Origin of the sequence: Litoreibacter ascidiaceicola, assembly GCF_900129235.1 — a bacterium.
GTDB classification, from domain to species: Bacteria; Pseudomonadota; Alphaproteobacteria; order Rhodobacterales; family Rhodobacteraceae; genus Litoreibacter; species Litoreibacter ascidiaceicola.
Genome location: NZ_FQUV01000002.1, coordinates 433,348 through 446,753, shown reverse-complemented (window position 1 = coordinate 446,753; position 13,406 = coordinate 433,348). Strand labels below are relative to the sequence as shown.

Below are 13,406 nucleotides of genomic sequence, written 5' to 3'. Positions count from 1 at the left end.
TCATGCCCGACAAAAAGCCGACACTTTGCCGACGCTTTGCCGACCGGCCTTCAGAGCCGAAAAAACCAACTCAGGGAGGCCGCAAAAATGGCTGACGCAGAGACCTATTCCGGCCCGATTCTAGAGATCGACCAATTGTCGATTTCCTTCTTCACCCGCCTTCGCGAGATCCCAGCCGTGATGGATTTCTCCTGCATCGTGCAACCCGGCGAGGCCATGGGCCTTGTCGGCGAGTCCGGTTGCGGCAAGTCCACAGTGGCCCTTGGCGTCATGCAAGATCTGGGCGTCAACGGCCGCGTGGTCGGCGGCTCCATCAAGTTCAAGGGGCAGGACCTTGGCCAGATGAGTCCGGAGGAATTGCGCAACATCCGCGGCTCCGAAATTGCCATGATCTATCAAGAGCCTATGGCGTCTTTGAACCCCGCCATGCGCATCGGCAAGCAGCTCATGGAAGTGCCGATGATCCATTTCGGCACCTCCGAAAAGGAAGCCTACGAGCGCGCTTTGGAAGTGGTCACCGACGTAAAACTGCCCGACCCCAAGCGCATTCTCAACTCCTTCCCGCACCAGCTATCCGGTGGCCAGCAACAACGCATCGTGATCGCTATGGCCTTGATGTCAAAGCCTTCCTTGTTGATCCTCGACGAGCCAACAACCGCGCTGGACGTGACCGTGGAGGCCGCCGTGGTCGAACTGGTCAAAGACCTTGGCAAGAAATACGGCACGTCCATGCTGTTCATCTCGCACAACCTCGGGCTGGTGCTGGAAACCTGCGACCGCATCTGCGTGATGTATTCCGGCGAGGCGGTCGAGACCGGCTCCATCGAAGATGTGTTCGACGACATGCAGCACCCCTACACGCAGGCGCTGTTCCGCTCGATCCCGCTGCCCGGGGCCGACAAGAACTCGCGCCCGCTCGTCGCCATCCCCGGCAACTTCCCCCTGCCCCACGAGCGTCCTCAGGGCTGCAATTTCGGCCCGCGCTGCGACTACTTCCGCGAGGGTCTCTGCGACCAGGGCGACATTCGGATGCAGAAGATCAAAGGCAACGACCGCCACGGCTCCCGCTGCCTGCGCATCGAAGAAATCGACTGGAACGCACCGATCGAGATCGGGGCGCAAACCGAAAAGCCCGAACCTGGCGAAGTCGTTCTGAAGATGGACAACCTCAAGAAGTATTACGAGGTCGCCGCCTCAGCCCTGTTCGGCGGGGCGAACAAGAAAGTGGTGAAGGCCAACGAAACCCTCAGCTTCGAGGCACGCGAGTCTGAAACCCTTGCAATCGTTGGGGAATCCGGTTGCGGCAAGTCCACCTTCGCCAAAGTTCTGATGGGGCTGGAGACCGCCACCGAAGGCAAGATCCTGCTCCATGGCAAAGAGATTCAGGACGTCTCGATTGAAGATCGCGACACCAAAACAATCTCCAACGTGCAGATGGTGTTCCAAAATCCGTTCGATACGCTGAACCCATCAATGACCGTTGGGCGTCAGATCATTCGGGCGCTGGAGATTTTTGGCATCGGCGACACCGAGGCGGCCCGCGAGACACGGATGCTCGAATTGCTGGACCTCGTAAAACTGCCCCGCGAGTTTGCCACCCGCATGCCGCGACAACTGTCCGGTGGTCAAAAACAACGCGTCGGCATCGCCCGCGCCTTTGCCGGTGACGCCAAGATTGTGGTGGCAGATGAACCCGTCTCCGCGCTCGACGTGTCGGTTCAGGCGGCGGTCACCGATCTGCTGATGGAAATCCAGCGCGAGAACAAAACGACGCTGCTCTTTATCTCTCACGACCTGAGCATCGTCCGCTATCTCGCCGACCGCGTTATGGTCATGTATCTTGGCCATGTGGTCGAATTGGGCACGACAGATCAGGTCTTCCAGCCGCCTTATCACCCCTATACCGAAGCGCTGCTCTCGGCTGTGCCCATCGCGGATACCTCTGTCGAGAAACAGCATATCGTACTGGAAGGCGACATTCCCTCGGCCATGAACCCGCCCCCCGGATGTCCGTTCCAGACGCGCTGTCGCTGGAAGGATCAGGTGCCGGGCGGGCTATGCGAGAAAGACGTGCCGCCCGTGCGGACCTTGGCGGAAGGCCATCAAGTCAAATGCCACCTCGCGGATGACATCTTGGCCCGCATGGAGCCCGTCATCAAAATCGCCGCCGAATAAACAAATACCGCGCCTCCAATCGGGCGCGGCATCCCCTATCATTGCTTCAAAAATACCTCCGCCGGAGGCTCCCTCAGACGCCGTAAAGCGTGCCGAATTTGTCTTCGAGATACGCCAGCAACGGCTCCTCTGTCGGCACAAACCCACAAGCATATTCGATGGTGTCCCGCGGTGCGCGCAGTCCGCCATATTGTTGCAAGCAATCTTTCAACCACGCCGTTGCCGCAGATGTATCCCCACGAGACAGGTCCTGATCCAGCGATGGAACCGCCCCGCGCAAAGACGCATACAGGCACCCCGCATAGACATTGCCCAAGCTGTAAGTCGGAAAATAGCCGAAAAGGCCAAACGACCAATGCACATCTTGCAGAACACCGTTTGACGGCTTGTCGACGGAAACGCCGAAATCAGCTTCAAACCGCGCATTCCACGCATCTTCCAAATCCGCGACGTCCAATGCGCCGGAAATCAGCTGCCGCTCCAGATCAAAGCGCAACATGACGTGCAGGTTATAATGCACCTCGTCGGCCTCGGTCCGGATGTAGCCAGACCCCACACGGTTCACGACGGCATAAAACGCCTCCTCATCCGCGACCCCGAAGTCGCCGAACTGGTCCCGCATCTGGCCGTAGAGCCATCCTGTGAACGCGCGCGAGCGGCCAAGCTGGTTCTCGTATATCCGCGACTGGCTTTCGTGCACGCCCATCGAAACACCAGCCCCAAGCGGCGTCAGCGCATAATCGGCCCGCACCCCTTGCTCATAACAGGCGTGGCCCACCTCGTGAATCGTGGAGTAAAAGCAGTTGAACGGGTCGCGCGGACTGGTGCGGGTGGTGATCCGCACATCAGTGCCGGAACCACTGGAGAACGGGTGCACCGCTTTGTCGATCCGCCCACGTGACAGATCATATCCGAAGGTCTCCGCCAGCTTGGCGGACAAGGCCATCTGCCCCGCCTCGTCAAATGTATGCTCCAGTGGTGCAGGCGCCTTCGCCGCAAGAACACGGGCGCGCAGATCGACCAGCCGCGGGCGCATACGATCAAACAGGCCCTGCAGTTCTGCGCCAGTCATGCCGGGCTCGTAATCGTCCAGCAATGCGTCATAGAGATCGCCACCGCCTGCAAGGCAGGCTGCCTCTTCGCGCTTCAAATCAATCATCCGGCTAAGTGTTGGCGCGAAGCTTTCAAAATCGTCCTCGGCCCGCGCCTTGGCCCAAATCCCCTGCCCCGCAGAGGTGTGTCGCGCGATGTCGGTGGCAAGCTTCTCCGGCACCTTGGTGTTGCGCATGTAGGAGCGCTTCAACTCCCGCAGGGTCGCCGCACCGGTCTCGTCTGGCGCTTCAGCCTTCGACAGCCAATCCCCGATCCGCCCATCCGTGCGCCGCGCGTGCAGGACAGCCTCTAACGCGGCCATTTCCTCGGAACGCAACTCAGCGGCACCCGCAGGCATCACCGTTTCCTGATCCCAGCCCGTGCGGCCCGCGACCGAGGCGAGGGCTTGCGTCGTTCGGTCATGGGCCATCAGGTCTTCATATGCTGACATGGAGTTAAGTCCTTACAGATTGGGCGGTGGGATAAATGCTCAAGAACCGAGCCCGCAGGATCAGGCAAATCAGGACCACCGCACCAAGTTGGTGAATGATCGCCAGATGCCAGGGGGCCGCATACAGAACCGTCCCGATGCCCAGAACCAGCTGGCCGAACATCATCACGGCAACCCAGTCAAAAGCCTGTTTCACCGCGCGGTTGGCCGCGCTGCGCGAACGCCACCAGATGAACATGCTGAACAGGAACAGGATGTAACCCAGCGTGCGGTGGTTAAATTGAACCAGCGCCTCGCTCTCGAAGAAGTTCCGCCACACAGGGCTGTATTCGAACGCCAGGGTCGGAAAGACGTCTCCGGCCATCAAAGGCCAGTCGGTATAGGTGCGCCCCGCGTCGATACCCGCGACCAACGCCCCGACGATGATCTGCAAATAGGCAACCGGAATAAGCCAGCTGGTGAGTTTTGTCAGTGTGGGGGACCCCGACCGGCGGGCCTGCATCAGCTCGGCATCCGTGCGCCCGAGCATGAAAACATACCACGCGATCAGACCAAGGATGACAAAGGCCAATCCCAGATGCGTGGCAAGCCGGTAGGACGCGACATCCAGCATCTCGCCCGTCAGGCCAGAGGACACCATCCACCAGCCGATTGCGCCCTGAAGCCCACCAAGCGCCCCGATCCCGACCAAACGGCCCGTCCAACCTGTGGGGATCTGTTTGCGCACCAGGAACCAGAAGAAGCCCATGGCCCAGACCAACCCGATCACCCGCCCAAGCTGGCGATGGCCCCATTCCCACCAGTAGATGGTTTTGAATTCCGACAGGCTCATGCCTTTGTTTTGCAACTGGTATTCCGGGATCGCGCGGTACTTCTCCAGCTCCGCCTCCCATGCGGCTTCCGACATCGGCGGCATGGCACCCGTCACGGGTTTCCACTCGGTGATGGACAAGCCGCTATCGGTCAGGCGGGTCAGCCCGCCGACGACGATCATCACCACAACCATCGCGAACAGCACCATCAGCCACGCGCGTATCCCGCGTCGGTTTCCACGGCTGGCCGCACGGTCAATCGCACCCGGTTGCGCTGTGGGTTTTTCGGCCGTTTCGACCTCTTCGAAAATGCTGCGTTTGCCTGCCATGTCGTGCCTCGTTAGTTCGTCATCAACCTAGGCCGCAAGGCCCAGCCCGACAAGTCAATCGCCGCGTTCTTTCCACCGCACAAACTGTCGCAGCATTCCGTGGAAAGTTTGGATGTCGGCCTGCGTCATCGGCAGACGTGACAACATGTTGCGCAGATTGAGCCGCATGGAATCCGCTTTGTGATCAGGGTAGAAGAATTTCGCCGTGTCGAGCCGTTGAACGAAGTGCTCGTAGAGCTTCTCGACCTCAACTTGTGTGGCGAATTCCGTTCCGGCCATCTCCACCACCTCCGGCGCGTCCTTGCCCGATTGGCGGCGCCATTCATAGGCGACCAGCAAAACGCATTGCGCAAGGTTCAGCGACGCAAAACCGGGGTTTACCGGAACCGAGATCAGCGCGTTGGCCTGCGCGATGTCGACGTTTTCCAAACCTGCCCGTTCTGGCCCGAACATGATGCCCACTTGCTTTCCCGCTGATGTCATCGCCCGTGCATGCTCCATCGCGCGTTCTGGCGTCATCACCGGTTTGGTCAGGTCGCGGGACCGTGCGGTGGTGGCAAAAACATAGTCCATGTCGGCCAATGCATCCGCTGTGCTGTCGAAAACACGCACATGTTCCAGAACCCGCGACGCACCCGAAGCCGTGGCGACGGCGGCAGGGTTCGGCCAGCCATCGCGCGGGGTGACCAGCCGCATCCGTTGCAACTCGAAGTTCCACATCGCCCGCGCGGCGGAGCCGATATTCTCGCCCATTTGCGGCGCGATCAGCACAACGGTCGGTTGCGCGCCGCCCCACGGGGCTTGGCATTGGTGGTCGGTACCGGACATGTGGCCTCTATCAATAGGTGAGGCAGGGTTTAGGGCTGCACGCGCTGCCCCGCAACACCCTTGTGAGCGCCCGCAGCCCCCGCTATGACGGGCCAAACAACGGCGGAGACGACCATGGCCCAGAACCAAACTGCCCAAGAGGGCCCGGAAACCCCACAGGTTTACCTGATCACCCCGCCCGAATTCGAGCTGTCGAGCTTTCCGGACACCCTGTCGCGAGTGCTGGATTCTTGCGAGACCGCGTGCCTACGTCTAAGCCTTGCCACCAAGGACGAAGACAAGATCGCGCGCGCCGCTGATCTGATCCGCGAACAAGCCCATGCCCGTGACATTCCCTTGGTGATCGACAGCCATTTCCTGCTGGTCGAGCGGCTGGGTCTTGACGGGGTTCACCTGCTGGATGGCGCGCGCTCGGTGCGCTACGTGCGCAAGGAAATCGGACCAGACGCGGTGATCGGTGCGTTCTGTGGGCCATCGCGCCACGAAGGCATGAGCGCCGGCGAAAGCGGTGCTGATTATGTGTCTCTTGGCCCGATTGGGGAAACTGTCTTGGGCGACGGCCAGATTGCCGAGACCGAGGCGTTTGAATGGTGGTCGCAAATGATCGAACTGCCCATCGTGGCCGAAGGTGCGGTCAACATCGCGGCTGTCGAGCGGCTGGCCCCCTACACCGATTTCTTTGCCATAGGCGAAGAGATTTGGCGGGAAGACAATCCTAGCGCTGCGTTGAAAGCTTTGCTTGCGCCTCTGGGTTAAGTTTCAGCCCAGACCGGACGATTTTCTCACACGCGGCTGCAAGGTCTTTCCGGCTGTCGAACTCGGAGACCTTAAGCGGGCCATGATAGGTGACCATAATCTGTCCCTGAGGAGATGCCGCCAGCGTTTGCAAAAGATGCGGTGCGAACTCCATATCGCCCCACCAACCGTATAGCCGTGGATCGGCACCGTTCGGCGCCTGATAAGACAGCGTGACGGGTTGTACATATAAAACATCGCGCAGTTCTGGCGTGAAGAACGCCGCGAAGAGCGTTGATTTAAATGTTAATATTCTAATTCCATCCGAGCTTGTGCCTTCCGGAAAGAACAACAGCTTGTGTCCTGCCAACAGCCGTTTCTCGAACAGTTCCTTTTGAGCATGCGCCTGTCGCGGGTCGCGGTCGATAAACACGGTGCCCGTTGAGCGTGCCAGCCAGCCGATACCGGGCCAGCGAGCCACCTCGGACTTGGAGACGAAATAGACACGCTTTCGCGCGTTCAGCGAGAAGATGTCGAGCCAGCTGCAATGGTTGGACACGACCGCGCCGCGCTCTGCCATCGGCTGACCTTCGGAGCGAAACTTGATGCCCAGCAGGAAAAAAGACGTCCGGCAGACGATCCGGGTGATATGCGGTGTCCAAGGGCGGTGGTATCCATGGATGGGACGCTCGATCAGCCGCACAAGAAGCAAGATCGCAAGGCCGCCAAACACCAGCAGTGCAAGCGGTACGCCGCGCAAGATCACCCGAATCCACGCAAAAAAACCTATCCGCAGGTTTGGCGGTGCTTCGCCGCTGTCCCACGTGCTCATAAAGCACCTTTGCTGTCGCGATCACGCGAATAGATATCTCGGTGCTTTTGCGACATGCGCGCCGTGTCCATCACCAAACAGACATCTATCGTGTTGAATTCATGATCAATAAACGCACCGTCGCCCACCATACCCCCAAGTCGCAGATAGGCTTTGATCAACGCCGGCGTATCCCTCATCGCCTTCGGGCGGTCGATATCGTCCGGCGCGACGAGGTCCATGCGTTGATGAACCAATGCGCGTGGACGCAGGTCCGGCGGGGCCAGATGCGTGTGATGCAGGTGGGACATGGATTGCGCGACCGCCTCGACATCCGTTCCATGGTAAGATGCCACACCGAAAAGCACCTCGATCCCGTGCGTGTCGATATACTGGGCAAGCCCTTGCCACAGGTGGAACATCGCGGCTCCGCCACGGTAATCGGAATGCACGCAGGAGCGCCCAAGCTCCAGCAGCCTGCGTCCGGTGGCCTTCAGGGGGCCAAGATCGTACTCGCCCTCGCTGTAAAACGAGCGGCCTTCTGGCAGCGCGTCAGATCTAAGCAACCGGTAAACGCCCACCACCTGCCCGGCACTGACGCCGCGGGCATGATCCAGCAGGATCAAATGGTCGAAATGAGGATCGAAAGCGTCCCGTTCCAGCTGGGCTTCGTGGTCGACATGCTCGCCATCGCCGCCGAGTTCCTCGACAAAAACCTGGTACCGCAAATGTTGCGACGCCCGCAGGTCGGCTTCGTCTTTGGCTAGACGGGTTTCAAACTGCGGGGCTGCTTGGGTCATATGCCAGACTGCTTGGTTTCAGGTGCTTCTAGCAAATATGCGCCCCCGCCCCCCAAAGCAATGCTGCAAGGGCAATGCATTAACTGTTGAATTGGAGGGTTAGTGCAATATTGGCACTCTCTAATGTCATCTTGCCCATATTCTCAAAATTAACCGTAAGTTTACCGTTTATGTTAGATTGAACTTGTCCAAGGCCCCAATCAGGCTCGGCCGGATTGCGCACCAGCATTCCGGGTTCCAACAAGGAGTTCATATTGTCCGACAAAGCTCACCCCCACGTCGTTGATCAAGTTTCGCAGCCAGAAGGCCTTCGGGACACCGCATCTCTTCTGGCCTCCCGCATCTGTCATGACCTCATTAGCCCGATCGGCGCAATCAGCAATGGCATGGAACTGCTCATGATGTCCGGTTTGCCTCCGTCTCCGGAGCTTAGCCTGATCGAGGAGAGCATCGCAAATGCCAATGCCCGCGTTCGCTTGTTTCGGCTGGCATTCGGGGTTGCGAGCGGTGGGCAGCGCATGGCGCGCGGTGACATCGTCAAATTGCTAAGCGATTGTTACGGCACCGGACGCATTCAAGTCATCTGGGAGCCAACATCGGATGTCAGCCGCATGGAAGCCAAAATCGCGCTGCTGGCCGTGTTGTGTCTGGAAGTGACGCTTCCGGCAGGTGGGAAAATCGTTCTGCGTTGTGATCGCGGCCAATGGCAAATGCAGGCCTATGGCAGCAAAATCCGCTTTGATCCCGCGACGTGGAATTTGTTGATCAATCCAGCACCCGACGCATCAGAGCTTCAACCTTCGCAAGTGCAATTCATCTTGCTTCGAGACGCATTGGCCCATCTTGGAAAAACTGCGCTGGCTGGACATTCCGACAGTGCAGTCTCGTTGCGATACGAGTTTTAGAGCGCTTTCAAACCATCGCCAAACCGCCGCATGTTTGCCTGATAGCCCAAGGCCGAGTTGATCAGCCCTTTCTGGGCCTGATCATCAAGTTCCCGCACGACCTTACCCGGTGCGCCCATCACCAAAGATCCGTCAGGGATGACTTTGCCTTCGGTGATCAAGGCACCCGCCCCAATCAGACAGCCTTTGCCGATCTTCGCGCCGTTCAGCACCGTGGCCCCCATGCCGATCAAAGACCCCTCGCCGATCACGCAGCCGTGCAACATGGCCTTGTGACCAATAGTGCAGTTTGCGCCAATCACCAGCGGGTATCCCATATCGGTGTGCAACACGCAGTTTTCCTGAATGTTGGACCCGCGCCCGACCGTGATCCGCTCGTTGTCACCCCGCAGGGTTGAACCGAACCAGACGGACGCTGCCTCCTCGATCAGGATATCCCCGATTAGGTTCGCGTCCGGCGCGATCCAGAAGTCATCGCCCTCTGGCAGTTGCGGTGAAACACCGTCTAGAATGTAGAGGGTCATTGTCGGGCCTCGTATTCATCGTTCAGCTTGCGCACCAAAGTCATCAATCCCGGCTGGCGCGACCGCTTCAGGCGTTCGGCGGTCAGGATCGCCTTAAGCTCTTGTTCAGCTTCGTCGATATCATGATTGATCAGGCAGTAGTCGTATTCAGCCCAATGGCTGATCTCGTCGCGGCTTTTTTTCATACGGGCCGCGATCACCTCGTCGCTGTCCTGCGCGCGGGAGCGCAGCCGCTTTTCAAGCTCCACTATGGACGGCGGCAGGATGAAGATCGAGACCACATCCTCGGCCAACCCCGAGTTACGCACCTGTTGCCCGCCTTGCCAGTCGATGTCGAAGATGACGTCCCGCCCGTCGCTGATTGCGGCCTCGACCGGTCCTTTCGGGGAGCCGTAGAGGTTGTCGAACACTTCGGCGTGCTCCAGCATTTCGCCATCATCAACCATCTGACGGAACTCGTCATGGGAGCGGAAGAAATATTCGCGACCGTCCTGTTCGCCATCGCGCGGGGCACGGGTGGTTGCAGAGACCGAAAACGACAGGCTGTCATCCCACTTCATCAAGCGCCCAGCCAGTGTGGACTTCCCTGCCCCAGAGGGCGACGAAAGGATGATCAGAATTCCGCGCCGGGCTGTCATGGCTACTCCACGTTTTGAACTTGTTCACGCATCTGGTCGATCAGGGCTTTAAGGTCAAGGCCCACCCGCGTCAGCTCTGGCGAGCCTGACTTAGAGCACAAGGTATTCGCCTCGCGGTTGAATTCCTGCATCAGGAAGTCAAGCTTTCGTCCGACGGGGCCGTCACTGCCCAGCAAAGCCTCCGCCGCAGCCACATGTGCGGTCAAACGGTCGATCTCCTCCGAGACGTCCGCTTTCACGGCCAGCAGCGCCAGTTCCTGCGCAATGCGGTCCGGGTCGGCACCGTCCACATTACCCATGATCCGCGCCAGGTTCGTTTTAAGGGTCGCCGCAACCTGATCTTTGCGGGCCTCCGCGCGCTGTGCGGCCTCGGATGTTAGCGCTGCGATCTGTGCCAGTTGCTGGCGCAACACCCCATCGAGCGCTGCTCCTTCGGACGCCCGCATCGCCGAGAACCCTGCGATTGCCGCATCCAGACTTTGCATGATCTCGGTCTCTGGCAGCGGGCCGTTGTCCATGTCGGTACGCATAACGCCGCGCAACCCAAGATAGTCAGGCGCGCTTGCTTCCGTCAGCTTCAACCCTTTGTTCTTTGCCATGGACCGCACGCGGATCGCGGACAGGATGTAGCTTTCCAGCACATGTTCATCCAGATGCACCGGACTGGCGGAGGCATCCTCATCAAGGCGCAGGGTCATGCTGATATTGCCACGGGAAAACGCCTTGGTAAGTTTCGCGCGGATCGCTTGCTCTTGCGGCATCAGTCGTTCGGGAAGGCGCAGACGAATATCAAGCCCCTTGGCGTTCACGCCCCTCATCTCCAGCACCCAAGATGTTTGGGACGCTTGGCCGGTTTCAGAGGCGAAGGCGGTCATGGATCGGATCATAGCGGGTTAACCTATTAACACTTTAGAAACCCACTTAGGGCAACCTATGTGCCATATTAAGACAACGGTAATGATTAGCAACTTCGGGGTAGCAAGCCACGAGGTCAACAACAACCGACGAGATTGAAAGGTACAGGTGTGCCATGTGGCCGGGGGGCCATGTCGCAGACCGCTGCTGGGGTAGACAGATGACGCAACACCAAAACACCACATCGCCAAGCGCCGAGATCGTTTCGCTTTGGCAGCATCAAGCCAAGCGCGACATATCCGCAATCGGCGAGATGCGCGGCTACTGGGAAAGCCTGCGTGGAGGGCGATTGGTTCCCCTGAGGTCCGAGATTGACCCGCGCGAAATCACGGGCGCTTTGGAATACGGCTTCATTCTGGAGCGCCTTCAGCCTGGCGCGATCCGGTTCCGCCTTGCGGGGATGCATCTTTGTGACCTGATGGGGATGGAGGTGCGTGGCATGCCGCTGCGCTCGTTTATTTCGCCAACCAGCCGTGCCCGTTTTTCCGCGATGTTGGAGCGGGTTTTCACCCAGCCTGAAATTCATGAATACGTAATGGTCTCCGAGGATTCGAATGGGACATGCCTGCGCGCGCGTCTGTTGATCCTGCCGCTGAAAAGCGATGGAGGCACCGTCGACCGGGCGATTGGGTGCTTCACGACTGAAGGTGTTGTCGGTCTTGCGCCAAGGCGCTTTCGAGTGTTGGAAACTCGTGTCACCAGCCTTATCAATGGCGCGCAAACGCGTGAGTTCGAGGCTGACGAGATGCCAGTTACGCCCGCACCGTTGCGTGCCGGATTTGCCGAGACGCAAGAAGCGTTTGATGCAGAGCCCCGACCGCAGTTGCGGCTTGTGGTGACAGATAATCCGGACGCATAAAAAAGCCGGACACAGAGGCCCGGCTTTTTAGACTTTTGGCAAAAGGCGGTTAGCCCGCTGCGCGTTCTCTTGCTTCACGCAAGGACGACAGCTCCTCTGACACCAAGAACGCAAGTTCCAAAGACTGGGACGCGTTCAGGCGCGGGTCGCAAGCTGTGTGGTACCTATCCGACAGGTCCTCGTCTGTGACTGCACGGACACCGCCAGTGCATTCCGTTACATCCTTGCCGGTCATCTCGAAATGCACACCACCCGGGATCGTGCCTTCGGATGCGTGGATTGCGAAGAACTCGCGTACTTCGCGCAGCACAGATTCGAATGGCCGCGTTTTGTAGCCGGTCGACGATTTGATTGTGTTGCCGTGCATCGGGTCACAAGTCCAAACGACGTTTGCCCCCTCTTCCTTCACGGTTTTGATCAGGCGCGGCAGGTGTTCGCCAACATTGCCCGCGCCAAAGCGTGCGATCAGCGTCAGACGACCCGCCTCGTTTGCAGGGTTCAGCTTGCTCATCAGAACCTTGAGGTCTTCTGGCGTGGTTGTCGGGCCGCATTTCAGACCGATCGGATTTTGAACACCGCGCGCAAATTCGACATGCGCCCCGTCAGGCTGACGAGTGCGGTCACCGATCCAGATCATGTGACCAGAGCCCGCAACCGGAAGGCCGGAGGTGCTATCGATCCGACACAGCGCTTCTTCATACTCCAGCAAAAGCGCCTCGTGGGACACGTAGAAGTCCACCGATTGCAGGGTGTGGGCCGTTTCCTGCGTCACACCAGCGGCTTTCATGAAGTCCAGCGCGGCGGAGATATTGTTCGCCATCTCGCGGTATTTGGCAGCCTTCTCACCCTCGGTGAAGCCCAATGTCCAAGCATGGACCTGATGCACGTCGGCGTACCCACCTGTCGAGAATGCACGCAGCAGGTTCAGGGACGCGGCGGCCTGTGTGTAGGCTTGCAGCATCTTGCTGGCATTCGGGATACGGGCTTCGGGTGTGAAGTCCAGCTCGTTGATGATGTCACCACGGTAGCTGGGCAACTCCACGCCATCCTTCACTTCCGTCGGGGCCGAGCGTGGCTTGGCGAATTGACCCGCCATGCGGCCAACTTTTACCACGGGCACCTTGGCGCCATAGGTCAGGACCATCGCCATTTGCAGCATCACCTTGAAGGTGTCGCGGATCGTGTCGGCAGAGAACTCGGCAAAGCTCTCCGCGCAGTCACCGCCTTGAAGCAGGAACGCTTCCCCACGCGAGACCGCGGCCAGCGACGATTTAAGCTTCCGCGCCTCGCCTGCAAAGACCAGTGGCGGATACTTGGCAAGTTGGGCCTCGACGGCCCCTAGGGCGTCTGCGTCCAAATAATCGGGCATCTGCACGCGTGGTTTGTTGCGCCAGTCCGACTTAGTCCAAGCCTGTGCCATGGTCATATGCTCCATCTATGATAGCGTTACCAGTATTGAGCCCTGTGTATAACCGCACAGCGAAGGGCTTGCCAATGTCGAAAACTCAGCTAAGGCTTGAGTTTCGGAATCG

At 59.1% G+C, this 13,406-nt stretch carries 14 protein-coding genes; 4 read left to right on the top strand and 10 right to left on the bottom strand.

Going from position 1 to position 13,406, the window contains the following annotated elements; all coding sequences use genetic code 11:
- Positions 1-87 precede the first annotated feature (87 nt).
- A complete protein-coding gene (locus BUB72_RS05305; protein ID WP_073141351.1) occupies positions 88-2,175 on the top strand; it encodes a dipeptide ABC transporter ATP-binding protein in 2,088 nt (695 codons plus the stop codon).
- A 73-nt stretch (positions 2,176-2,248) separates the two neighbouring features.
- Here BUB72_RS05305 and BUB72_RS05300 read toward each other — a convergent pair whose 3' ends face one another.
- Genes BUB72_RS05300 through BUB72_RS05290 form a run of 3 tightly spaced genes read right to left on the bottom strand, consistent with a single transcriptional unit; the run spans position 2,249 to position 5,687 of the window.
- The gene (locus tag BUB72_RS05300) at positions 2,249-3,718 is read right to left on the bottom strand and encodes a carboxypeptidase M32 (RefSeq protein ID WP_073141349.1); all 1,470 of its coding nucleotides are present in this window, start codon (positions 3,716-3,718) and stop codon (positions 2,249-2,251) included.
- Between the two features lie 4 nt (positions 3,719-3,722).
- Positions 3,723-4,859 (bottom strand): heme A synthase, encoded by a 1,137-nt coding sequence (gene ctaA, locus BUB72_RS05295; protein WP_073141347.1) that lies wholly within the window; start codon positions 4,857-4,859, stop codon positions 3,723-3,725.
- 54 nt (positions 4,860-4,913) lie between these two features.
- The gene (locus BUB72_RS05290; RefSeq protein ID WP_073141345.1) at positions 4,914-5,687 is read right to left on the bottom strand and encodes an RNA methyltransferase; all 774 of its coding nucleotides are present in this window, start codon (positions 5,685-5,687) and stop codon (positions 4,914-4,916) included.
- Between the two features lie 114 nt (positions 5,688-5,801).
- Here BUB72_RS05290 and BUB72_RS05285 point away from each other — a divergent pair, with 114 nt between their 5' ends.
- Positions 5,802-6,443: a thiamine phosphate synthase gene (locus BUB72_RS05285; RefSeq protein WP_073141343.1), complete on the top strand. Its 642-nt coding sequence runs from the start codon at positions 5,802-5,804 to the stop codon at positions 6,441-6,443.
- On the opposite strand, the gene olsA is transcribed toward BUB72_RS05285, so the two are convergent.
- From olsA to BUB72_RS05270, 3 genes are all read right to left on the bottom strand, one after another.
- Entirely contained in the window at positions 6,403-7,254 is an 852-nt protein-coding gene (gene olsA / locus BUB72_RS05280) for a lyso-ornithine lipid O-acyltransferase (protein WP_073141341.1), read from the bottom strand. The genes BUB72_RS05285 and olsA overlap by 41 nt on opposite strands.
- A complete protein-coding gene (olsB, locus tag BUB72_RS05275; protein WP_073141339.1) occupies positions 7,251-8,033 on the bottom strand; it encodes an L-ornithine N(alpha)-acyltransferase in 783 nt (260 codons plus the stop codon). Before olsB ends, olsA begins: the two co-directional genes overlap by 4 nt.
- Positions 8,034-8,112: 79 nt before the next feature.
- Positions 8,113-8,262, bottom strand: coding sequence for a DUF3553 domain-containing protein (locus tag BUB72_RS05270; protein ID WP_425435152.1), 150 nt, complete (start codon positions 8,260-8,262; stop codon positions 8,113-8,115).
- A 25-nt stretch (positions 8,263-8,287) separates the two neighbouring features.
- Between BUB72_RS05270 and BUB72_RS05265 the strand changes: the two genes are divergently transcribed.
- Positions 8,288-8,938, top strand: a complete 651-nt coding sequence (locus BUB72_RS05265; RefSeq protein WP_083588573.1) for a histidine phosphotransferase family protein — start codon at positions 8,288-8,290, stop codon at positions 8,936-8,938.
- Here BUB72_RS05265 and BUB72_RS05260 read toward each other — a convergent pair.
- Genes BUB72_RS05260 through BUB72_RS05250 form a run of 3 tightly spaced genes read right to left on the bottom strand, consistent with a single transcriptional unit; the run spans position 8,935 to position 10,987 of the window.
- Positions 8,935-9,462, bottom strand: a complete 528-nt coding sequence (locus BUB72_RS05260; protein WP_073141335.1) for a gamma carbonic anhydrase family protein — start codon at positions 9,460-9,462, stop codon at positions 8,935-8,937. The genes BUB72_RS05265 and BUB72_RS05260 overlap by 4 nt on opposite strands.
- Positions 9,459-10,100 (bottom strand): guanylate kinase, encoded by a 642-nt coding sequence (gmk, locus tag BUB72_RS05255; RefSeq protein WP_073141333.1) that lies wholly within the window; start codon positions 10,098-10,100, stop codon positions 9,459-9,461. The genes BUB72_RS05260 and gmk overlap by 4 nt, the downstream gene beginning before the upstream one ends.
- A gap of 2 nt (positions 10,101-10,102) precedes the next feature.
- Positions 10,103-10,987: a YicC/YloC family endoribonuclease gene (locus BUB72_RS05250; protein ID WP_073141331.1), complete on the bottom strand. Its 885-nt coding sequence runs from the start codon at positions 10,985-10,987 to the stop codon at positions 10,103-10,105.
- A 188-nt stretch (positions 10,988-11,175) separates the two neighbouring features.
- Between BUB72_RS05250 and BUB72_RS05245 the strand changes: the two genes are divergently transcribed.
- Positions 11,176-11,874, top strand: coding sequence for a PAS domain-containing protein (locus tag BUB72_RS05245; RefSeq protein WP_073141330.1), 699 nt, complete (start codon positions 11,176-11,178; stop codon positions 11,872-11,874).
- 49 nt (positions 11,875-11,923) lie between these two features.
- On the opposite strand, the gene BUB72_RS05240 is transcribed toward BUB72_RS05245, so the two are convergent.
- A complete protein-coding gene (locus tag BUB72_RS05240; RefSeq protein WP_073141329.1) occupies positions 11,924-13,294 on the bottom strand; it encodes a class II 3-deoxy-7-phosphoheptulonate synthase in 1,371 nt (456 codons plus the stop codon).
- Positions 13,295-13,406 lie beyond the last annotated feature (112 nt).